Origin of the sequence: Mucilaginibacter sp. (assembly GCF_039207105.1) — a bacterium.
In the GTDB taxonomy this organism is placed as follows: Bacteria; Bacteroidota; Bacteroidia; order Sphingobacteriales; family Sphingobacteriaceae; genus Mucilaginibacter.
Genome location: NZ_JBCECK010000079.1, coordinates 1 through 23,677 on the forward strand (window position 1 = coordinate 1; position 23,677 = coordinate 23,677).

General features: G+C 43.2%; 19 protein-coding genes. 7 read left to right on the forward strand and 12 right to left on the reverse strand.

All coding sequences use genetic code 11. The annotated features are described in order from the left end of the window. Positions 1-2,713: DEAD/DEAH box helicase (locus AAGC65_RS15955; RefSeq protein ID WP_343113457.1), on the reverse strand; the 2,713-nt coding region annotated here is incomplete at its 3' end. 229 nt (positions 2,714-2,942) lie between these two features. On the opposite strand from AAGC65_RS15955, the gene AAGC65_RS15960 reads away from it, so the two are divergent. From AAGC65_RS15960 to AAGC65_RS15970, 3 genes are all read left to right on the forward strand, one after another. After that, positions 2,943-3,350, forward strand: a complete 408-nt coding sequence (locus AAGC65_RS15960) for a DUF4199 domain-containing protein (RefSeq protein WP_343113458.1) — start codon at positions 2,943-2,945, stop codon at positions 3,348-3,350. Beyond that, entirely contained in the window at positions 3,343-3,663 is a 321-nt protein-coding gene (locus tag AAGC65_RS15965) for a DUF2752 domain-containing protein (protein ID WP_343113459.1), read from the forward strand. The genes AAGC65_RS15960 and AAGC65_RS15965 overlap by 8 nt, the downstream gene beginning before the upstream one ends. 284 nt (positions 3,664-3,947) lie before the next feature. Beyond that, positions 3,948-4,310 (forward strand): TM2 domain-containing protein, encoded by a 363-nt coding sequence (locus tag AAGC65_RS15970; RefSeq protein WP_343113460.1) that lies wholly within the window; start codon positions 3,948-3,950, stop codon positions 4,308-4,310. A 197-nt stretch (positions 4,311-4,507) separates the two neighbouring features. Here AAGC65_RS15970 and AAGC65_RS15975 read toward each other — a convergent pair whose 3' ends face one another. The 3 genes from AAGC65_RS15975 to serS all read right to left on the reverse strand — a co-directional run bounded on the left by AAGC65_RS15975 (position 4,508) and on the right by serS (position 7,921). Beyond that, positions 4,508-6,160, reverse strand: coding sequence for a M28 family metallopeptidase (locus AAGC65_RS15975; RefSeq protein WP_343113461.1), 1,653 nt, complete (start codon positions 6,158-6,160; stop codon positions 4,508-4,510). Positions 6,161-6,229: 69 nt separating this feature from the next. After that, a complete protein-coding gene (locus AAGC65_RS15980; protein WP_343113462.1) occupies positions 6,230-6,646 on the reverse strand; it encodes a hypothetical protein in 417 nt (138 codons plus the stop codon). Between the two features lie 3 nt (positions 6,647-6,649). Further along, on the reverse strand, positions 6,650-7,921 hold the full coding sequence (serS, locus tag AAGC65_RS15985; protein WP_343113463.1) for a serine--tRNA ligase: 1,272 nt from the start codon (positions 7,919-7,921) through the stop codon (positions 6,650-6,652). Positions 7,922-8,037: 116 nt separating this feature from the next. Between serS and rsmI the strand changes: the two genes are divergently transcribed. Both rsmI and lnt read left to right on the forward strand, forming a co-directional pair. Then, entirely contained in the window at positions 8,038-8,775 is a 738-nt protein-coding gene (rsmI, locus tag AAGC65_RS15990; RefSeq protein WP_343113464.1) for a 16S rRNA (cytidine(1402)-2'-O)-methyltransferase, read from the forward strand. A gap of 122 nt (positions 8,776-8,897) precedes the next feature. Next, positions 8,898-10,517, forward strand: coding sequence for an apolipoprotein N-acyltransferase (gene lnt, locus AAGC65_RS15995; RefSeq protein WP_343113465.1), 1,620 nt, complete (start codon positions 8,898-8,900; stop codon positions 10,515-10,517). 119 nt (positions 10,518-10,636) lie between these two features. Here the strand turns inward: lnt and AAGC65_RS16000 are convergent, their stop codons facing one another. Genes AAGC65_RS16000 through AAGC65_RS16025 form a run of 6 tightly spaced genes read right to left on the reverse strand, consistent with a single transcriptional unit; the run spans position 10,637 to position 17,928 of the window. Further along, complete coding sequence (locus AAGC65_RS16000; protein ID WP_343113466.1) at positions 10,637-11,491, reverse strand: BadF/BadG/BcrA/BcrD ATPase family protein; 855 nt, start codon at positions 11,489-11,491, stop codon at positions 10,637-10,639. Further along, positions 11,488-11,868: a response regulator gene (locus tag AAGC65_RS16005; RefSeq protein ID WP_343113467.1), complete on the reverse strand. Its 381-nt coding sequence runs from the start codon at positions 11,866-11,868 to the stop codon at positions 11,488-11,490. Before AAGC65_RS16005 ends, AAGC65_RS16000 begins: the two co-directional genes overlap by 4 nt. Positions 11,869-11,916: 48 nt before the next feature. Continuing rightward, positions 11,917-13,236 carry a TolC family protein gene (locus AAGC65_RS16010; protein WP_343113468.1) on the reverse strand — a complete coding sequence of 440 codons (1,320 nt, stop codon included), beginning with the start codon at positions 13,234-13,236 and terminating at the stop codon, positions 11,917-11,919. A gap of 5 nt (positions 13,237-13,241) precedes the next feature. Continuing rightward, positions 13,242-16,367, reverse strand: a complete 3,126-nt coding sequence (locus tag AAGC65_RS16015; RefSeq protein WP_343113469.1) for an efflux RND transporter permease subunit — start codon at positions 16,365-16,367, stop codon at positions 13,242-13,244. A 4-nt stretch (positions 16,368-16,371) separates the two neighbouring features. Next, positions 16,372-17,454, reverse strand: a complete 1,083-nt coding sequence (locus AAGC65_RS16020; protein ID WP_343113470.1) for an efflux RND transporter periplasmic adaptor subunit — start codon at positions 17,452-17,454, stop codon at positions 16,372-16,374. Between the two features lie 33 nt (positions 17,455-17,487). Next, a complete protein-coding gene (locus AAGC65_RS16025) occupies positions 17,488-17,928 on the reverse strand; it encodes a MarR family transcriptional regulator (protein ID WP_343113471.1) in 441 nt (146 codons plus the stop codon). A 169-nt stretch (positions 17,929-18,097) separates the two neighbouring features. Between AAGC65_RS16025 and AAGC65_RS16030 the strand changes: the two genes are divergently transcribed. Further along, positions 18,098-19,852 (forward strand): PDZ domain-containing protein, encoded by a 1,755-nt coding sequence (locus tag AAGC65_RS16030; protein WP_343113472.1) that lies wholly within the window; start codon positions 18,098-18,100, stop codon positions 19,850-19,852. A gap of 199 nt (positions 19,853-20,051) precedes the next feature. After that, entirely contained in the window at positions 20,052-21,383 is a 1,332-nt protein-coding gene (locus AAGC65_RS16035) for an APC family permease (RefSeq protein WP_343113473.1), read from the forward strand. Position 21,384: 1 nt separating this feature from the next. Here the strand turns inward: AAGC65_RS16035 and AAGC65_RS16040 are convergent, their stop codons facing one another. After that, positions 21,385-21,798, reverse strand: coding sequence for a hypothetical protein (locus AAGC65_RS16040; protein WP_343113474.1), 414 nt, complete (start codon positions 21,796-21,798; stop codon positions 21,385-21,387). A 354-nt stretch (positions 21,799-22,152) separates the two neighbouring features. After that, positions 22,153-23,673 carry a glutamate--tRNA ligase gene (gene gltX, locus AAGC65_RS16045; RefSeq protein ID WP_343113475.1) on the reverse strand — a complete coding sequence of 507 codons (1,521 nt, stop codon included), beginning with the start codon at positions 23,671-23,673 and terminating at the stop codon, positions 22,153-22,155. Positions 23,674-23,677 lie beyond the last annotated feature (4 nt).

Below are 23,677 nucleotides of genomic sequence, written 5' to 3' on the forward strand. Positions count from 1 at the left end.
CGTTAAAGCCGCTACCCAGGTCGCTAAACTCTTCAATAGCACTCAGTCGCTTGCGGGCCTCGCTGGTTAAAGTAGACAAAGGCGGACTTAGCAAGTAGCAATAGGCCTTTTTATTGCTCCTGCCCACGCGGCCACGCATCTGGTGCAGATCGCTCAGGCCAAACATGTGGGCGTAGTTGATGATGATGGTGTTGGCGTTCGGGATATCCAAACCGGCCTCAATAATGGTTGTGGCTACCAATACATCATAATCGTGGCTCACAAATTTGAGCATTACATCTTCCAGCGCATCACCTTCCAACTGTCCGTGGGCTATGCCGATGCGAGCTTTAGGAACCAGTTTTCGGATAAGGCCGCCCAGCTGTGGCAGGTCGGCCACGCGGTTATGGATAAAGAACACCTGGCCGCCACGGTCTATTTCAAACTCAACCGCTTCCTTGATCAGCGTATCGTTAAAAACATGCAGTTCGGTAACCACCGGCTGCCTGTTTGGGGGCGGGGTTGATATGATAGATAAGTCACGTGCACCCATAAGCGAAAAATGCAGCGTGCGGGGGATAGGGGTGGCGGTTAATGTAAGTGTATCCACATTGGCGCGCATTTGCTTGAGCTTCTCTTTGGTTGAAACGCCAAACTTCTGCTCTTCGTCAATGATCATTAGCCCCAGGTCTTTAAACTTTACGTCTTTACTTACCAGGCGATGGGTACCGATGATGATATCCACCTTGCCATCCTTCAACTTCTCGAGCGTATCCTTGATCTGTTTGCTGGTTTTAAAGCGGTTTACGTAATCAATATTGGCCGGGAAGCCCTTGAGTCTGTCGGTAAATGTTTTGTAGTGCTGGGCCGCTAAAATAGTAGTAGGTACCAAAATAGCAACCTGCTTGCTATCGGCTACGGCCTTAAATGCCGCGCGTACGGCTATTTCTGTTTTACCAAAACCAACGTCGCCACAGATCAGCCTGTCCATCGGGTGCGGCGATTCCATGTCTTTTTTAAAGTCGGTAGTGGCTTTTTCCTGATCGGGGGTATCCTCGTAAAGAAACGAGGCCTCGAGCTCGGTTTGTAAATAACTATCGGGCGAGAAGGCGTTACCGTGCTGAGCTTTACGCAGGGCGTATAGCTTGATCAGATCGCGGGCGATGTCCTTAACTTTTTTTTTTGTGGTTTTTTTGAGGCGTTCCCAGGTATCGGTACCCAGCTTGTTCATTTTTGGAACGGTGCCCTCTTTGCCGCTGTATTTAGAAATGCGGTTAAGCGAGTTGATGTTTACGTAAAGCAGATCGTTATCGGCATAAATCAAGCGGATCATTTCCTGTTGTTTGCCGTTCACCTCCACTTTTTCAAGTCCAGCGTATTTACCAATACCGTGGTCAATATGCGTTACATAATCGCCGGGTTTAAGGTCGCGCAACTCTTTAAGGGTAATGGCCTGTGAGCGTTGGTAGCCCTTTTTGAGCTTATATTTATAATAACGGTCAAATATCTGATGATCGGTGTAGCAAGCCAGCTTTTGTTCATTGTCCACAAAGCCTTCGCGTATGGAGACACTTACAGGGGTAAACTTTACTGTCTTATCCAGATCATCCAATATGGCATACAAACGCTCTACCTGGCGAGCCGAATCGGTAAGGATAAAATTCTCGATGCGTTCGGCTTCGTTGTTTTTAAAATTGTGGATCAGCAGCGTAAAATCTTTATTAAAAGAGGGCTGCGGCCGCATTTCGAAATTAATGGAAGTCGTTGGCTGGTAAAAGAACTGTTTGCCAAACTCCACCACCGGAAAATCATGCAGCTGGTCGGCTATCAGTTTTTCGTCGGTAAAGCCAAATTTGGGGTCTATCCAGTCCGGGTTTTGTGCTTTTTCTTCAGCAGAAAGGGCCTTCCAGAGATTTACCGCTTTTTTAAAGCCGGTTTGTATAATATCCAGTGTAAACTGTACATCTTTTATCCACACCTGTGTGCCGGCATCAACATATTCCAGTAATGAAATATTGCTTTCGGTTAAATATTTTGACTGTACGTTGGGTACAATCGTAATGCTTTTAACTTGCTCAACAGATAGCTGGCTCTCGATTTCAAACGTGCGGATAGACTCAATAAAATCGCCAAAAAACTCTATACGGTAGGGTAGGTTATGCGAAAAAGAGAATATATCAACTATGCCGCCCCTTACCGAAAACTGACCAGGCTCGTAAACAAAATCAACCCGGTCAAAATCGTACTCAATTAAAAACTCGTTAATAAAGTCGATGCTTAATTTGCTGCTAACTGCAATCTCAAGCGTATTTTTTTCGAGGGATGCGCGATCGATCACCTTTTCGGCCAGGGCCTCAGGATAGGTTACGATCAATTGGCCAAACTCCGATGAGTGATTAAGCTCATTCAGTACTTCGGCACGGGCCAGTACATTGCTGCTATCGGGCTGGGTAAATTCAAAGGGTTTGCGGTATGAGGAGGGGAAAAGTAATACCTCTTTACCAGTGAGATTTTCCAGATCGGCCTGAAAATATCCGGCGTCCTCACGCTCGGGCAGCACAAAAATCATGTGTTTGTGCTGTAAAAAATACAATGCTACCGCCATAGCCGAATCACTTGACCCAACTAAACCACGAAGCTGTACCCTTGGATTTTTAGAAGCATTGAGCGCAGTTGCCAACGCTTTGATCCTTTCATCAGCTTTATATCTATCTAAAATATCACGGATGTTCAAACTGGTGCAAATGTACGCAAAAAGATTTGGGGAGAGCAAGTGAAGATTTTGGAGCAAGGAGTAAGGACAGATGGAACAAGGATTTTTCTATGCGCCTTATTCCCAAAACCCTTGCTCTAAAATAAATGGCAATTATTGAAACAATATGCAGGTAATATTACTTTTTAATGGTAAATTGAGTAAACTAATTATTCAAGCCAACCTATTACTTTAACCAAATTTTATAACCATGAAGAATGCACTTTTATCGGGTATTGTTATCGGCGTTTTAAGCGGCATATGGATGTTTGCTATGCATAGTTTTGGTGTTACTCCAAGCACCGATAAGGTGGCCCCTATTGAATACTTTTCGTTCCTGATACCGGCAATAGGTTTGTTTTTTGGCATCAGGAGTTACCGCGCCCAGGAATGCAAGGGGAAGATGGGGTTTTTAGAAGCGCTGATACAAAGCTTTAAAATATTAATAGTAGGTGGTATCATTGCCGTTTTTGGCGCCATACTATATATTAGCTACATATCTGCCGGAAATAATATCCGTGATTTTTCTGGCAGGATATTCGGAGCGTTGCTGGTAGGTGTTTTACTGGCCTTCGGAGTGTCGTTGCTGTTTCATAACAAGTCGAACAAGGTTGATTAAAAAGCTATTCTCAAAATATTTTGAACTTGTTTTCTGGATAGCTGCTATGCTGTCGCTCGCGCTTACGTCTCCGCAAGCCGAATCGCATTTTACGCTCTGTCCGTTAAAACTGATGGGTATTACCTGGTGCCCGGGCTGTGGTCTGGGCCATGCCATTATTTATCTGTTTCATGGCGATATCCCTAACTCTTTCCATGCTCACTGGCTGGGTATTCCGGCTGTGCTCATTATTTTTCACCGTATATACGTTTTAGGTAAAGACCGCCTGGGTTACGGGCATAGGTTTCAAAATCCGCGTAATCCTGCTTCTTAAAGAAAAGAATTTGTCATGCTGAGCGATAGCGAAGCATCTTTTATACAACTTGCATAATTCACGAACAGATTCTTAGTTCCTCAGGATGGCAAATAATTAAGATCATGGTAATCTGTGCCATCTATCAATCCTCAAAATCCTGGTTCTGACAAAATAATTTTACCGCCAAAACTCAGCAACTCACCGACATGTTAAGGCTGCTAACCAATTTTGCATAGGTGTTTTTTACCCTACGTTATACCTTTATATCATCAAACAAACAATAAACTTTAAACACTACTCAAATGAACACTTACCAAAATCCATATATGATGTTTGACGGGATGACTCCCGAAGAATTTGAATTTTTACAACAGGCCTCAGCCTCTTTAACAGAAAATCAACAGAAATACTTTATGAGTATTTACAGTAGTAAAAGGAAAAATCCGCAAGATATTATGCTGGCCACCTTATTAGGTTTTCTGGGGGTATCGGGTGTGCAACGCTTCCTGACCGACCAGATAGGCATGGGCCTTTTATACTTTTTTACCGCCGGTTTTTGCTTTATCGGTACTATTGTCGACCTTATTAACTATAAAAACATAGCTAATGATTATAATAAGAAAATGGCTTTTGAAAGCTTTAACATCGCTAAAATGAGCAACTAAAGGTTCCCACAGGAACCATAGTTTCACTATATATCCAAAAAAATCCACCTTCTGTTACGAGGTGGGTTTTTTTATTGTTATTAATAAACTCTCTCGTCATGCCGAACTTGTTTCGGCATCCCACAGGATATTCCTATCAAGTAAGCTTAACTTTCAGATGAGATGCCGAAACAAGTTCGGCATGACGGGAAATTGGGTTACTTCACCAGCGCTTTATCTCTCACCTCCTTAAACTCCGAACCGTTTTTCCAGCCGGGGAAAGTGCTTTCGTTGCTTAGCTTGGTACCAACGCGGAAAAGTATGTCGGCTATCTGGGCCATACCGGTAGCGTCCATATCTGCACTGTAATTATCGGCGGGTTGGTGATAGCGGTTATCTCCATATTCTTTTTGCTGCTGTTCTCCATAACCGGCTCCATGTGTTTTACTATCACTACCATTGTTAATATCAAGCGCTGGCACACCTTGTTTGGCAAAATTAAAATGATCTGACCGGTAATAGCTACCCGAACCCGGGTGGCGGTCGCCAATGAGGGTTAAGCCATCTTGTTTGGCTATTTCGGCTACATAATCTTCCAGATCATTTTGTCCTTTTCCGGTAATGGCAATATCCTTAGTTTCTCCGTAGTTGCCCAATGCGTCCATGTTTAAGTCGGCAATGGTTTTATTAAGCGAATATATAGGGTGGGTGGCATAATATTCTGAACCTAACAAGCCTTGCTCTTCGGCGGTAACGGCTAAAAACACAATGGAACGTTTAGGTTTATCCTTAGCTTGCTGAAATGCTTTGGCAACGCTGATAATAGCCGCCACGCCGCTGGCATTATCAACCGCGCCATTGTAAACACTATCGCCTTTGGCATCGGGTTTTCCTATACCCAGGTGATCCCAATGAGCGCTGTATAGCACGTATTCATCAGGTTGGGTACTGCCTTTCAGCGTACCTATTACGTTGTGCGAGGTTGAATATTTTAGCTTGTTTTTAATAGACAGTGACACATTCATATTTAGTGGAATAGCCTTAAAGTCTTTTTTACGTGCCAGGGCACGGATATCGCCGGTAATACCTGCCGCAGCCAATAATTTTTTGCCTGCATTTTCAGTTACCCAGCCTTCTACTTTACAGCGAGATAGGTGTTTGTCTTTTTGGGTAAGATAAAGTTTTGCGCCTGTATTGCTGTTTGAAACAACCTCCCAGCCATAGCTGGCAGGTTCAGTTTGATGAATGATAAGCACCCCTGCGGCGCCCTGGCGGGCTGCCTCTTCATATTTGTAGGTCCAGCGGCCATAGTAGGTCATGGTATCACCTTTAAAAAAGGTAGGATCGCCGTTTTTAAAGCCGGGGTCGTTAACTAATACCACAACCGTTTTGCCTTTAACATCAAGTCCGGCATAGTCATTCCAATGATATTCCGGAGCAACAACGCCGTATCCTGCAAAAACAAGAGGAGAGTTTTTAAGCTGTACCGAATCAATTTCCTGGCGGCTAAAAGTTACAAAGTCAGTCAAAGGAGCTAAACTCATGGATGATTTACCGCTGATCTGCATAGTTGCAGAGGGCGTACTGGTGATCTCGACCATAGGCACATCCTGAAAATAGCTGCCATTATTGCCGGGCTCTAATCCAGCTTTTTTAAATTCAGAAGCAATGTAGGCTGTAGCTTTTGTTTCGCCTGCGGTGAATGGCTTGCGGCCCATTAGGGAGTCGTCAGCCAATACTGCGATGTGTGATTTTATTTCATCGGCCGATATGGCCTTCGCAGCCTCTTGTCCGGCTTTTTTATCCTGTGTACATCCGGCCAATAAGGCGAAGCCGGATAATGCCAGTAAGTAATGGTATCTGTTTTTCATACATGAGGGAATTAACCCAAATGTAATTAAAGCAGCGGCTTAGTGCAAGAGAAGCAGAGATGAGATATCTTAAGAGATTTTATTATCTGGTCGGAAATTACGTTGGTTGTTAACTAACTTTAGTGCGCGATAGCCCAATAAAGCAGATCCCCAATAAAGCAGGCTGACGAGAAAGCAGCCTGTTGATATTGCACCAATTGCGGGCACAAGTAGCAATGATCCGATGATGGCATTTACCGAAAATGGATATATCCAAAGCCCTCTTTTATTAAGATAGTTTGAAAAGTTAAATTGCAAAAAATAAATGGGGATACACGCAATCCATAGCAAAAATAACAGTGGTAGTAAATAAGAATCCCACCCTCTGCTTAAAGCAGAAGTGGGATCATCTTCATATAAAAGACTAAATAATGCTACCAAAAGTGTCACAGGAATCAATTGAATCCAAAATAAAATTGCGGCAATCCTTTTAGGTGGCAGAATCATGATTTAATCAATCCACTCAAACTTAGTATACGGTACCAGTACCTCAGGTATTTTAATGCCTTTTTCGGTTTGGTTGTTTTCAAGCAAGGTAGCTACAATACGAGGCAGGGCTAGGGCGCTGCCATTTAAGGTATGGGCCAACTGGGTTTTACCTTCGGCATTGCGGAAACGTAGTTTCAGGCGGTTGCTCTGAAATGTTTCAAAGTTTGATACAGATGATACCTCAAGCCAGCGCTGCTGTGCAGCGCTCCAGGTTTCCATATCGTAGGTAAGGGCCGAGCCAAAACCCATATCACCACCGCATAAACGCAGTACACGGTAAGGCAAGCCTAAATTTTGCAACAATCCCTGTACATGGGCGCTCATTTGCTCCAAAATTTCATATGATTTGTCAGGGTGAGCTACCTGAACGATCTCTACCTTATCAAACTGGTGCAGGCGGTTAAGACCACGAACATGCGCGCCGTATGAACCCGCCTCGCGACGGAAGCATGGGGTATGCCCGCAATGTTTTACCGGCAATTCATCGGCCTTTAATATGACATCGCGAAACAGGTTGGTGATGGGTACTTCGGCAGTTGGTATCAGGTATAAATTATCCAAACCAACAAAATACATCTGGCCTTCTTTATCAGGCAATTGTGATGTGCCAAAGCCCGAAGCTTCGTTTACCATTAGTGGTACGCTTACTTCGCTGTAACCAGCTTTCTCAGCTTCGTCAATAAAGTAATTGATTAATGCGCGTTGCAGTTTAGCGCCTTTGTTTTTATATACCGGGAAACCGGCTCCAGTTATTTTAACACCCAGTTCAAAATCAATCAAGTTGTATTTGGCTGCAAGTTCCCAGTGTGCAAGGGCAGTAGATGGCAACTCGGGTTTGTTGCCATTCTCCAATACCACTTCATTATCTTCAGGGGTTAAGCCTTTGGGTACAGAGCTGTGCGGCAGGTTGGGTAATAAAACCAGTTTTTGATATAGTTCTTCTTCAGTAAAAGTAAGCTGCTCGCCCAACTTTTTGATATCTTCTTTCCAGGCTCCGGTTTTTGATTTGATGGCTTCGGCTTCGTCTTTTTTACCGGTACGCATCAGATCGCCAATTTGTTTGGCTGCGGCATTGGCCTCGGCCGAAACGTTATCCAGGCTGGTTTGAGTTTGACGACGTTTATCGTCTAAACCTATAATTTCATCAACCAGTTGGGTCTGTTTAAAATTTTTTACAGCCAAACGTTCCAAAACCTGTTCCCGGTTATCACGGATATAACTAACTTGCAGCATTTAATTTATTTTTAGGCAAAGATATAAATAAGTCGATAGTCAGTAGACCATAGTCCATAGATTTTAAGTTATATGTGTTGTTGGTAACCAAGGCTATCGACTATGGTCCATGTACTATGGGCAAAATACAAACCATGAGCGAAAGAGGCAAGCTATACTTAGTACCCACCCCAATAGGAAATCTGGAAGATATTACCTTCAGAGCCATACGTATTTTAAAAGAAGCGGATCTTATTTTGGCTGAGGATACGCGTACATCCGCGCCCTTACTAAAACATTTTGACATCCATCAAAAGGTGTTTTCGCACCATCAACATAATGAACATCAGTCATCAAACGAAATTGTGAAGTTTTTGCTGGAGGGAAAAAACATAGCTCTCATATCAGATGCAGGCACACCTGCCATATCCGATCCGGGTTTTTACCTGGTGCGCGAAGCTTTGAAGTTTGATATCGCTGTTGAATGTTTGCCCGGTGCTACCGCGTTTGTGCCTGCATTGGTAAACTCCGGCTTCCCGACAGACAGGTTTTGCTTTGAGGGCTTTTTGCCGCTAAAAAAAGGCCGTCAAACACGCTACAAAGTTTTAGCCGAAGAGGAGCGGACGCTGATACTATACGAATCGCCGCACCGTTTATTGAAAACTCTTGATGAAATGGCTATTTATTTTGGTGCCGACAGGCAGCTATCTGTATCGCGCGAGCTCACCAAAATGTTTGAAGAAACCGTTCGCGGTACTGTGGCGGAGGTAAAACAGTATTATGAAACACATCCTGCAAAAGGCGAGTTTGTAATTTGTGTAGCTGGTGCGGAAGCCAAGAGTTCAAAAAATAAATATAAAGACGAAGAGGAATAAGAAGCTAAAAAATATGTCATTGCGAGGAGGAACGACGAAGCAATCGCGAACTATGCAGACCCTCTGTAAAGTTCGCGATTGCCACGCTACGCTCGCAATGACATCAGCATAGAAATAATTCAATGAAAAAAAACCTTCCTTTAGCTATACTTTCCGGTTTATTGCTTTGGATAGCGTGGCCGCCTACACCTTATACCACCTTTTTGCTGTTTATTGGTTTTGTGCCTATGCTGCTGGCGATGGAAAACATAATCCAATCTACCATCGCTAAAAAAGGAAGGCAGATATTTAACGTAACTTTTATTGGCTTTTTCATTTGGAATATAGCATCTATTTACTGGGTTTATAATGCGTTGAAACAGGTAGGTAACCTGGTGGCTATACCTATTACACTGATCCCTTATGCGTTAGGCCCTTTGTTAATGGCTACGGCCTGTTGGCTTTATTATCGGCTCAGGTTGCTAACCAGCCGGGGGAGGAGCCTTGCCGGTCTGGTTTGTTTATGGATCAGCTACGAATACCTGCACCAAAGCTGGGATCTGAACTTCCCTTGGATGACTCTCGGCAATGGTTTTGCAGTAAGCCATCAATGGGTGCAATGGTATGAGTATACCGGTGTTTACGGCGGTACCATCTGGGTGTGGGTTTTAAATATATTGGCTTTTTTAATATATGTTGGCCTGCGTGAGGCTCAGCTTAAATCACTGAGATTAAAATTGATCAGTGCTTTTGTGCTTGTTTTAATATTGCCGCTTGGCTTTTCGTTATTTACTTATTATAACTATACAGAGCAAAATAACCCATCAAACATTGTAGTGGTTCAGCCGAATATTGATCCGTATGATAAAGAAGGGAATATACCAGCTGCTCAGCAAATTGCTATCATGAGCCACCTTTGTGACAGCATCGGGCAAGCTAATACGGAATTTTTCATTTGGCCCGAAACGGCTATTCCTGATTATATGGATGAAAATCGCATACAATCAAGTAATTCATTTATACAAGCCAAACAGTTTTTAACCAAATTTAAAAACGGTAATTTGCTTACGGGAGGTGAAACTTACAAGATATATGATACCCGTGAAACACCAACGGCAAGCCCTACCGAAGGTGGGCAATTTGCCGATAGTTTTAGCACGGCTTTAAATATTGAAAACAGCGGGCAGGTGCAGTTTTACCACAAATCACGCTTGGTACCGGGTGCCGAATCATTACCTTTTGGTAATGCGTTATCATTTTTGAAGCCTGTTTTTGAACACCTGGGCGGTGCAACAGGAGCATACGGCAGCCAGCCAGACGCGGAGGTGTTTTATTCGCAAAGCGGCATTGGGGTTGATCCCGTAATTTGTTTTGAGTCGATATGGGGAGGTTATGTGGCCCGCTCTGTAAAAAAGGGGGCTCAGTTTATTGCTGTAATCACCAATGATGGTTGGTGGGAAAATACTTCGGGGAAAGACCAGCATTTGGATTATGCCAAGCTACGGGCCATCGAAACACGCAGGTGGCTTGCACGATCAGCAAATACCGGTATATCTGCTTTTATCAATCAGCGGGGTGATGTGGTGCAACAAACTAAATGGTGGACACGCGGAGCGCTCAAACAGGATATTAATCTTAACTCTGAACTTACTTTTTATGTGCAGCATGGCGATTACCTGCCAAAGGCGGGAAGTATAATGGCTGTGTTGTTGATTGGCTTTGCGGTTGTTGGTCCGAGATTTAGGAAGAGAAAGGTGGCTTAGTTTCTGGCTATATCGTCATGCTGAACTTGTTTCAGCATCCCAAATGCTAAGTGAGTGTATCGTATGCAGGATGGTTAGTCCTGAGAGATCCTGAAACAAGTTCAGGATGACGCTGTGGGTTACTCCTCGTTCCGTTTCAGGATAAACGCCATCAGGTCATTGATGGGTTGTTTAATGATTTTGCCGGTTTTTACACCTTGCTTTTGGCAAAGCTCAGTTAATTCTTTTGTAAAGAAATAGGCTATGGAACCCACAAAATGGCATTTGTACCGGTGATATTCCGGGTACGATTTGATGTTGGTTTCAATAAATTCCAGCAATCCTTTTTCTAACAAATCCTGCCCATATGCAGTGGTTTTAATTTCACTTACAAAGCGGGAGAATGTGGCCAAATAGGTATTGGCATTAGGCTTTTGATAAACATTTTTAATTATGATCTCTTTGTTGATGCCATATGTTTTATCAAATTTTTCGCTGATATCGGCAGGCATATTACCATACAAAAAATCGGTGATCAGGGCTTTGCCAAACCAGGTTCCAGCACCTTCATCGCCCAAAACAAAACCAAGCCCATGCTGGCCGTCGTGAATATTCTCGCCATCAAAGTAAGAGATGTTGGAGCCCGTGCCCATTACACAGCAAATACCCTTTTCGTATCCGCAGGTTGCATAGGCACAACCCAGCAAATCACTGTCAACACTGATAAAGGCTTTATTAAAAAGCTGACTGATGGCGTTTGAAACAATTTCATGCCTGTCGGGACTTGAGCAGCCAGCTCCAAAAAAGTATATTTCGGTAACATCATTGGCATAGGCTACCATATCGGGTGCCTGTTCCTGTATTACTTTAGCAATTTCCTTTTCGGTTAAAAAGTATGGATTTAACCCCGTTGTTTTAAATGCTATTGGCTCCTGCCCGGTAGTGGTAAGCAGCCAGTCTGTTTTTGAAGATCCGCTATCGGCAACTAAAATCATGGACAAATTTCTTCGAGCGCTTTAAGCGTTAAAGGCTTATGAATAAACTGGGTGATGTACTTGTTCCCTAATGACTCTTTCAGATCTGTAGGGTCGAGAGAAGACGAAAGCATAAATATTTTGATGTCTTCCTTATTTATCGGAAGTGCATCATATTCTTGCAGAAATTCAAACCCGCTCATCATCGGCATACGGATATCTAAAAAAATAACATCGGGTATGATGATACCCTCCTGGAGCAACTCGATAGCCTCAGCAGGTGATTCCCGAATAATGATCTGATCGGCAAAATTGCTGCTTTCCAAAAGCCTGCGCGAAATAAAATTGTCGATATAATTGTCATCAACTAACAGGCAGATTTTGTATGGATTTAACATCGCTTCAAAAATAACTTTTTATCGTAATTTAAAAAAAATACTTTTTCGTTATTGTTTAATATCTATACTGTTGGTGATCTGTTTTAATGTCACCTCTGCAAGTTTTGACTGATACTGCGCGGTAAAAAACTTTGATTGCGCGTCAAGGTAATTACGCTGTGCCTCCCTGATCTCCAATGGCGTGATATTACCAAGCTTATATTTTTCTAATGATATATCAAGATTCTTTTTGGCAATAACCATATTGGCCTCGCCCAGTTTAATGAGGTCCAGCCCGGATAAGTAACTCACATAAAAGTTGCTGATCTGCGCTTCTACATTAAGCTTGGTCTGTTTGGCGCTAATGTTGGCATTATCTATCTGTATTTTAGCATTTCTTTCACGGCGGTTTTGGTTAAAGCCATCAAAAATGTTGATGGTAGCAGTTAAGCCATAATTAAAACCATGCACATTTTGTGATAGGGTAAAGCCGGCAGGTGTTTTACTGTTTGAAAAAGTATAGCCCGATGTTAATCCAATTTGCGGATAGCGGGTTGAGCGTACCTGCTTCAGATTGATCTCGGCCAGGCGCTTGTTGATCTGTGCTGATAAAATTGCCGGGTTTTGCAGCTGGGCACTGTTAATAATATCGGCCAAAACCAGTTTATTATCAATAACCATCGTATCAATTACCGAAAAATCGGTTTGCGGATCGCGAATCAATAATTGGTTTAGCTGTATTTTGATGGCCTTAAACAGCTGATATTGTGTAACCAGGTTGGCTGTGTCGGTATTGAGATTTACCTGCGCGTTTAAAACATCAAGCCTTGACGCCCGGCCAACCTGAAACTTATCGCTGGCATAGTGCATTTGGGTGCGGGAAATATCAATAGCGCCCTTTAAAGCCTTTATTTGCTCATTTTGGCTAACCAAGTCGTAATACGTAGTGATCACGTTGGCAACAGTAGTTTGAATTGTATCCTTTAACCGGATGGCGCCAAGGGTATCCAGTGTTTTTAACTGTGCATAGTTGGCAAACATATTGAACCCGTCAAAAATGGTCCAGTTAAGGTTTGCCCCATAATTGTTGTTGGAGTTATGCGCATTGATATTATTGATGGTGCCGTCGTTCCGGGTTTGTTTTGTTCTTTGTCTGCTGTCGTTTGTGGTAAAATCACCACTTACCTGCGGCAATACACCTGCATTGCCCAGGGTAACATTGTTTGATGCAATGGAAGAATTGTTTTGCGACAGCTTGATATTATAGTTGTTTTTCAGGGCAATCTCTATCGCGTCTTTCAGGGTAAGCACGGGCGCGTCCTGCGCCGATGCCGTTATGCTGAAAGTTATGCTGCAGAAAATAAAGAAAGCTATTTTTTTAGTGATCATATCGCTTAGTAGTTTTCAATCAGTTTAGGGGTTTTCTCTTCATGCACCTCCATATCTTCAGGTTCATGATCAGGGTCGCGACGGGTTTTTGATGCAAAAATCACATACATCAGCGGGATGATATAAAGTGTTAATACCAGCGAGAACAGCATACCGCCCATAATTACAATACCTAATGACACACGGCTTTTTGCACCGGCACCCAGCGCAAAGGCAATTGGCACGGCACCAAGAACTACGGCCAAACTGGTCATTAATATAGGGCGTAAACGCGCGGTGGCAGCTTCAATGGCAGCTTCATATTTAGCTACACCATGTTCCATGCGCTGATTGGCAAACTCCACAATGAGGATACCGTTTTTGGTTACCAGCCCTACCAGGGTAATGATACCGATCTCGCTGAATATGTTGAGCGTTTGGTTAAACAACCACAGTGATAAAAACGCGCCCGAAATAGCCAGCGGTACGGTAAGCATCACAATGAATGGATCCATAAAGCTTTCAAATTGTGCGGCCAGTACCAGGTAAATGAGCAACAACGCGAAACCAAATGCAAACAAGATATTTGATGAGCCTTCGGCATAATCGCGTGAAGGGCCGCTCAAAGCGGTGCTAAATGTTTCGTCGAGCAGGCTGGCGGCTATGCGGTCCATTTCTTTAATACCATCACCAACCGTGCGGCCGGGAGCTAAGCCTGCCGATACCGTAGCCGACTTATAGCGGTTAAAGTGGTAAATAGCTGGTGGTGTAGCGCCTTCGGTAACTTTCACTACGTTATCCAGCTGTACCAGGCCGCCTTTGGAGCTGCGCATGTAAACCGATTTCAGGTCAAGCGGCTGATCGCGATTTGCTCGGTCAACCTGGGCGATTACCTGGTATTGCTTTCCGTTGATCAGGAAATAATCCAGGCGGCCGGCGCTATAGTATAGTTGCAGTGTTTGAGCAATATCATCAACAGATACGCCCAGATCGCGCGCACGGTCACGATCGGTAATTACCCTAAGCTCTGGCTTGGTAAATTTTAGGTTTACGTCTGACCCCTGAAATACCGGGCTTTTGGAAACTTCCGCAAAAAACTGCGGTAATACCTTGCGGATCTTTTCAAAATCCTGATTTTGGATAACGTATTGTACCGGCAACGAGGTACGCGCACCGCTACCACCACCGCTGATGGTTTGTTCCTGTATAACAATGGCACGGGCATCAGGCATATGGCTGAGCTTCTTGCTGAGCCAGTCGGCAATGTGCTGTTGAGAGCGCCCACGCTCATCCGGAGCAACCAGTCCGATACGGCCAAAGCCGGAGTTGGCCGCGCCGCCACCAAATGTAGGCGAAACGATCTCGAAATTTACACGGGCCTCAGGTATGGAATCTGCAACCAGCTGCGATGCCTTATCCATGTACTTGGTCATGTATTCATAGGTGGCACCTTCAGATCCGGTAACGGTATAGCGCAGCAAACTACGGTCGTCAAGCGGGGCAAGTTCTGATGGGATAATTCTTACCAGTACACCGATAATGAGCAACGATACCGCCAGAATAACGAAAGATACCCAACGCACTTTCATAAACTTAACCAACGTTTCGGTATACGAATTGGTCATGTTGACAAAGAAAGGTTCGGTACGCTCGTAAAATTTTGATTTTTTATTGTTTTTACGGATCAGTTTTACGTTCAGCATCGGTGTTAACGACAGTGATACAAAGGCCGATATCAATACCGCCCCGGCTACTACCACCGCGAACTCGCGGAATAACCTGCCCGTAAAGCCCTGTAAAAACACAATGGGTAAAAACACCGCTGCCAAGGTTACTGATGTGGATACTACCGCGAAAAATATCTCGGCCGAGCCCTCAAAGGCGGCCTTGCGGATATTCATCCCGGCTTCCACCTTTTTATAAATATTCTCAGTCACCACAATACCATCATCCACCACCAGGCCCGTGGCCAATACTATACCCAGCAGCGTTAATATATTGATAGAGAAACCAAAAATATACATGATGAAGAAAGCCCCGATCAGGGATACAGGTATATCTATCAGCGGACGGAAAGCGATCAACCAGTCACGGAAGAAGAGGTAGATAATGATTACCACGAGAATGAAGGACACAACAAGCGTTTCCTGCACCTCAGATATGGATTGGTTGATAAAACGGGTATTATCCAATGCTACGGCAACCTTAATATCCGGAGGAAGATCTTTTTTGATCTGGTCCAGACGTTTATAAAAATCTTTGGCTATCTGTACATAGTTAGCTCCCGGCTGTGGTACAATGGCCAAACCGATCATGGGTACACCAGATTCTTTAAATATGGTTTCTTCATTAGCCGATCCCAAAACCGCATAACCCACATCGCGCAGACGAACAACGCGGTTACTGTCTGACCGGATAATGAGGTCGTTAAAATCCTTTTCGGTTGATAGCTTACCCAGTGCCCTGATAGTAACCTCGGTATTATTACCTTCAATTTTACCGGCAGGCAGCTCCACGTTCTCTTTGCTGAGTGCTGCGCCAATATCAGTCGCGGTTACGCCTTGTGCCGTTAATTTGTTCGGGTCTATCCACAAACGCATGGCATACTGGCGCTGTCCCTGAATATTAATAGTACTTACACCGGGAATGGTTTGCAGGCCTTCCTGCAAAACGTTTTCGGCATAATCATTCAATTGGTTAATGTTACGGGTATCGCTCTGCACCTCCAGGGTGATAATCTGGTCGGCGCTGGCATCGGCTTTGGTAACTACCGGCGGGGCGTCAATATCCTGCGGTAACTGGCGTTGTGCCTGGCCTACCTTGTCGCGCACGTCATTGGCGGCAGTTTCCAGATCAGCATCCAAATCAAACTCAACGGTGATGTTACTGGCGCCTACCGAGCTGGTTGATGATAAGTTACGGATACCCGGAACACCGTTAATTGCCTTTTCCAATGGCTCGGTGATCTGCGATTCAATTACATCGGCGTTGGCACCCGCGTAACTGGTTGATACCGAAATAATAGGCGGATCGACGGAAGGGAAATCCCGCACACCTAAAAATTTGTAGCCTATAATACCGAATACTACAATAACTACTGACATTACTGTAGCCAGTACCGGCCGTTTTATACTAACTGAGGATAAACTCATGACTTTACTTAATTACTTTACCAATTTTTAGAGGAACCTTTGGTCGCATTTGTATAATACCTGATACCACTACGCTATCGCCCGGTTTTAGGCCATCGATGATCTGTATTTTAGTATCAGTACGCATATCTGTTTTTACAGCCTGGGGTGTAGCCACGCCGTTTTTATACAGGTAAACTAAGTTGCTTTTTAAATCGGGTATAACGGCTTGTGTTGGTAGCAATATGGTTTTTGGTATCTGATCAAGTGTTAAATTGATCTTGGCAAAACTACCTGCTGTAAGTAAACCTTTAGGATTTGGTGCTTTGGCACGTACGGTAATGGTACGTGAGTTAACATCAATGGATGGATCAATAGCGTAAACAGTAGCCGTAAAATTTTCTCTTGAACTTTCGGTATTGAACCTTATCTTGCTGCTTGGGCCTATGATTGACAAATAACGCTCCGGTACAGAAAAAGTAACCTTTGCCGGATCGATGTTTACCAGTTGGGCTATAGGTGTTTGTGGCGACAGGTAACCTCCCGGGCTAACATTCCTTAAGCCAATGGTCCCAGAAAACGGCGCACGGATCTCGGTGCGTTGTATTTGAGCCTTGATCACATCTCCCTGTGCTTTCAGTGAGTTAAGGGAGGTTAATGAAGTATCATATTCCTGCTGGCTTATAGCCTCTTTTTGCAGTAATATTTTATTACGGTACTCATTTTGTTTAGCCAGTGTTTCCTGGTATTGCACCTGCTTTAATGATGCTTCCAGGTCCTGGTTGTATACTTTAACCAGTAGCTGGCCTTTTTGTACCTTGGTACCTTCCGTAAAATATATTCCGGTAATGCTACCCGCGGTTTGGCTTACCAGGCTAACTTTTTCATTAGCATCTATGGTTCCGGTTACATCAATAACATTGTTTACAGTGGTATCTTTCACAACCATGATATTAACAGATACTGGTCCGGTTTTTCGTTTGCCACCCTTTCCGCCGGCAGCCATTGCCGCAGCAGATTCTTTAGCCCCGGGGCTGAAAAACTTGTTGTAGATTAAATAGGCAACCAGCAAAGCCAGCGCGGTGTAAATGATGTACCTTGTTCTCATATGGAATTAATCATGTAGTGATTTAGTTTTTAATTAGGTGGTAGTTGTATTTAAAGGCTTGATGTTGCTTTGCATGCGCAACAGTACGCTTTCAAAAATTTTCAGATCTTCTTCAGATATACCTGCAGTTATGTTGGTATTGATGTTTTTAAATGTTTCTACAATGTGCGGTACCGCGTCCTTAGCTTTTTGGGTAACTCTTAGTAATTGTTCGCGGCGGTCGTTAGGGTTGTTTTCACGGTATACGAACCCTTTTTCGGTAAGCTGGTTGATGATGTTTACCATTGCCGACTTATCTTTCCCGAGCATCTCTGCCAGCGCTTTTTGCGAAAGCTGACCATCATAGTAACAAATTAGCGACAAAATATAATGGTACTGGTTCACGTCCAGATAAGCAGTATGCTTAGCCAACACGCTTTGGTATAACTTACCAAGCCGTATTAGTTTTCGCGATATAGGTTCAATCAACTGCATTGTAATTGTGCCCACAAACATAAACAGTTGGTCATTAAAATAGTTGCATGTATCAACCATTTTACATCTGAGCCATAATGGGATAAATTTTTTGAAACCATAAAATTTTTAACTTGCGGGCATGAAACCAATTATACAAATCGTTACTTTTTCTTTAATTATACTTTTTATGAATCCATCTGCAAGCAAGGCGCAAAGCACATCTACTATATCCTATACCGTTACTTTTCCGGAGGCCCAGGCGCATTATGCAGATATTGAAATGCATGTTTCTGGCTTAAAACAAAATATACTTGACCTTAAAATGCCGGTGTGGACACCAGGCTCATACCTGGTAAGGGAGTTTGCCAAAAACATAGAATCATTTAGCGCAGAGGTTGGCGGAAAGCTGGTAGCGTCGCCAAAAATCAATAAAAATACTTGGCGCATAGCTGCTAAAGGCGTGTCGGAGGTAACTGTTAAATACCGTGTATATGCTAATGAAATCTCTGTGCGTACCAGTTATATCGATGTATCGCATGGCTTTCTTTCTACTTCGGGTATATTTATTTATCCGGCTAATATGCTTCATCAACCCTCAACCATTCATATTAAACCTTACAAAGGCTGGGATAAGGTTTCAACCAGCCTGGAAATGGTTAACGGTGATCCATTTACTCGTGTTTCGCCTAATTACGATATCCTGTTCGATTCGCCTATTGAAGTAGGTAACCAGGATGTTTTCGGATTTGATGTTTCAGGTGTAAAATATGAGGTATGTATGTATGGCGGCGGTAATTATGATAAAGAACGCCTAACAAAAGACCTGCACAACATTGTAGAGCATGAGGCTGCTATTTTTGGCGAAAACCCCAACAAACATTACGTTTTTATAGTACATAATCATTTAAAAGGTGGCGGCGGCCTGGAGCACCTGAGCTCAACGGTTTTAGGCGCATCACGCGATGCCTACGCTAATGAGAAGGGTTATCAGGGCTTTTTGAGCCTGGCAGCTCATGAGCATTTTCATTTATGGAATGTGAAACGTTTACGTCCGATAGTGCTTGGTCCGTTTGATTATGATAATGAGAACTATACTACCAACCTGTGGATAGCTGAAGGTTTTACCGAATATTACCAGGGCATTGTAGTGAACCGCACCAAATTGTACCCAACTGAAAATTACCTGGATGTATTGGCCGGGGAGTTTAATATTCTGGAAAACCTGCCGGGCAGAAACGTACAAACAGTTGCTGAATCGAGCTTTGATGCCTGGATCAAAGCTTACCGGCCAAATGAGAACTCTAACAATACCACCATATCTTATTATAACAAAGGTGCTATTGTGGGGATGATGCTTGACCTGGAGATCATTAATGACAGTAAAGGTAAATACTCGCTGGATGATGTAATGAAATACATGTATACCGAGTATTACAAAACCAAACAACGCGGCTACACTGATGCCGAATTTAAAAAAGGATTTGAAAAATTTGCCGGTAAAAAACTGGATGATTTTTATAAAAAATACATTAACGGTTTAACCCCAGTTGATTATAACAGCTACCTGGGCTACGCCGGATACAAAGTAGTTGATGAACTGGCTGATACCAACGAGCCCGCTTTAGGAGTAGTAACCGCGACCACAGCTAACAGGAAAATTATTGTTACCAATGTTATACGTGGCACCGCGGCTTATATTGATGGCATTAATGTTAACGATGAGCTGGTTTCTATTGATGATAACCCGATTACCGATGCCACGACTATGCTGAACGACAAAAAGGTTGGCGACAAAATAAAAGTGAGCATTATTCGTGATGGATTGCCGCTTACACTTCCTGTTACCTTGTTAAGGAATGATAAGGTTAAGTATAAAATTGTACCTATAGATAATGCCAGCCCGCAGCAATTGCTGGTGCGCAAAAAATGGTTGACATTGTAAACTGGAGGCGGAATAATTGGAGACACATGTAATGTGTCTCTACAAGAAAAATATGGTAGAGACGCATCACATGCGTCTCTGTTTGGAGGTACCAATGTGCCTCTATCTGCAAAAATAACCGTAGAGACGCGCATCAGCGCGTCTCTTTTCTTTTAAACGGGCTTTTATTATCATATCATAAATTATATTTTTATCGCTTATGCCATCAGCTGCCGCGTTAAAAAAAATCAGGCCCATACAGCTTATCGCTGTTATTTTCTTTACAGTTTCAGGAGGTCCTTACGGGTTGGAGCCTTTGCTGAGCTACGCCGGCGATCATGGAGCGCTTTTAATACTGCTATTAACGCCCCTGCTGTGGGATGTTCCGGCGATATTCACTGTGTTGGAACTTAACAGCATGATGCCCATTACCGGAGGCTATTACAAATGGGTAAAATACGCGTTAGGAATCCGATGGGGCTTTTACGAAGGCTGGTGGACCTGGCTGTACACCTTTGTTGACCTGGCTATTTACCCGGTTTTGTTTGTACAGTATTCATCGTTCTTTTTTCCGGTATTGCTGCAATATCAGGTGCCGGTTTGCCTGCTCATTATCTGGGCATCGGCAGGGTTAAATATATTAGGTATTGTGCCCGTAGGTAAGGTTTCGTTGTTTTTGAGCGCCGCTGTGCTGGCACCTGTTTTGGTACTTATTGTAGTGGCTATTCATCATCATGCCGGTGGTTTGGTAGTTCCGGCCCCATCGTTAAAAGGTATTAATTTTCCGTCGTTTGGTATGGCTTTGTATACCGTGATGTGGAACTGTTTGGGTTGGGATAATATTACCACTTATGCCGAAGAGGTTGAACAGCCAGTGCGCTCATACCGTATATCCATGCTGATCGCTTTTTTATTAGTTATGGTGGTTTATGTGTTAATTACCTGGGTTGCCCAACAATCAGGCATCAATCATGATACTTTAACTAATGATGGCTTCCCTGCTTTAGGTGTGCTGGTAGGGGGGCAATGGCTAGGTATTGTGATAGCAGCCGGGGGAATGGCCAGTACGCTGGGTATTTACGCAGCTGTGTTATTGTCGGTATCACGGGTGCCGCAGGTAATGTCTGATGATGATTTGCTCCCTGCGGGTTTAAATAAATTGCATAGCAAATTTAAAACACCATATATCTCGATCATCATTTGCTCCATAGTAGTGAGCTTTATGATATTATGGACATTTGCCGATCTGCTTATCATCGATGTAACGGTTTATGGTGCAGGCTTATCATTAGAATATATTTCGCTGATCAAACTCCGGATCAAAGAACCACATAAGCAAAGACCATTTCGCATACCATTAAGTATTACCGGACTTTGTTTGGTAATGCTGTTGCCCTTTATTGTTTATTCAGTTGCATTGGGTGGGGCGCTTTCATCAACGCCGGAGGCGCTGAAAGCCGCGGGATTTGCCATAGCGGCATTATTAAGCGCGGAACTTGCATGGCGGATCATTTTACTGACCCGGCCTCATTTAAAAAGTAAACAATACTGATTTAATGTACCGCCTTTGCCAGTAGGTGTACAATAGAGGTATCCAAAATGCTTGAAAGCATGCTTGATGAATTTTTGCCCTGGGTGGCTTTGTTAAAATCTTCCTGATAAAATATATGATCGACACCAAGCGCCTTTAAAAGGGCATCTGTTTTGGTATGCTCTGTGTTTTTATAGCAGCAAACTTTAATTTTATTATATGCTGTGTTGCTGCTTATTCGTCTTAAAATTCTTTCTATGTCTTTGATCACGTATTCATGATCTAAAATGATCAGATTAGGTTTAAGCTCATGTATGGTTGGGAAAATACTGGCTACTGTAGAAATATGCCTCAGCTGCTGGCTATCAGACAATAACTCCACCGGAAAGGTATCGGGAGCTACAAGTAAAACATTTTTAGATCGTATGCTGATCATCCCAGTAAATTAAGGTAGCTTAAAATTAAACTATTAATACAATACCAACAAAATATTATCAACAATTGTAATAATATTAATACAGTTTTTATGCTTAAAATTGGTTAATAATGATTATTTTATAATTTATTTTTTGTAAAAGAAAATAAATTAACTTGAATCAACTATTTAAAAATGTGCATGTTAGCACTTTTCAGACTTCAAAGCTTTATTACGGAATTGAAATGGCTTTGTTACATTATTATTTATAAAATATTAAGCCTTGGTTACATGTCTAACATAAATCTTAACAAAAAGTCCCTTGTTCTTTTGCCGCAGGCAAAAGAACAAGGGACTAATAGCTTGAATAGTGCCTTATGCTGCAAAAGCAGCCAAAGCCTTGGTTATTCTGTTTATGGTTTCCTGTTTGCCTAATAAAGCGGCTATATCAAACACATGAGGGCCAAACTTGCCGCCAACAAGCATAATGCGGAATGGCATCATTACATCACCAACTTTCAGGCCTTTTTCTTCTGCAAAGGCTTTTAAAGCAGGTTCTTCCCGTTCTGGCAATATGGTGTCAATATTAGCTAACTTTTCTATGTACTCTTTAAAAAACTCAGCTTTTGCATCAGTCCATTTTGGTTTAACGGAGGCAAGATCATAAGTTTGAGGCTGCTCAAAAAAGTAGCCCAGCTGATGATAAAAATCAGGTAATAAAACACAACGGTCTTTGATCAGTTCAATTAAAGTAACTAAATGTTGATCATCTGTTACCTCAATGTTCTTTTCTGCTAAAACAGCTTTAACGTGTGGTTTTAATATGTCTGCATCAGTCTTTTTTATCCACTCGGCATTGAACCATTTGGCTTTTTCAAAATCAAATTTGGCGCCCGCTTTATTCACTCTTTCAATAGAGAATTTCTCTATCAGTTCATCCAGTGTAAATATTTCCTGGTCGGTACCATCATTCCAACCCAAAGTAGCCAACAGGTTTAAGAAAGCTTCAGGCAAAAAGCCAAGCTCGCGGAAACCAGGAGTAAGTTCACCAGTTTTAGCATCAAACCAGCTCATGGCATATACCGGGAAACCCAGGCGAGCACCATCGCGCTTGCTTAGTTTGCCGTGCCCATCAGGTTTTAATATCAGAGGTAAATGTGCCCATTGCGGCATATCGGCTTTCCAGCCCAGATAATCCCACAGCAGCAAGTGTACCGGAGCTGATGGTAACCACTCTTCGCCGCGGAACGCGTGCGAAATTTTCATTAAATAATCGTCGACCACGACAGCCAGGTGGTAGGTAGGCATACCATCAGCCTTAAGCAATACCTTATCATCTACCTGGTTGGTTTCAAAACTAACATGCCCGCGTATCATATCATGAAAGCTGATGGTTTCATCGGCCGGCATTTTTATACGGATCACGTGTGGTGTACCTGCGTCAAGCAGGGCATCAACCTCATGCTGCGACAAAGAAATCGAATTGCGCAGGCTATCGCGGTAAGCCTGTCCGTACTGAAAATTCGGAATTTCTTTGCGGTTTTTGTCCAGCTCCTCGGCGGTATCAAAAGCATAATAGGCGTGTCCCTGCATTACCAGGCGCTCCGCATATTCGCGGTATAGGGCTTTACGTTCGCTTTGGCGGTAAGGGGCAAAAGGCCCACCGGCTACCGGACTTTCATCAGGATGCAGTCCGCACCATTTTAAGCAGTCTAAAATATATTCTTCGGCACCTTCCACATAACGGGTTTGGTCGGTATCCTCAATTCTTAAAACAAAATCGCCATTATGCTTCTTGGCGAATAAATAGTTAAATAATACGGTGCGTACGCCACCCAGGTGTAAACCACCGGTTGGGCTTGGTGCAAAACGGACTCTTACTTTTTTATCGGTCATGATG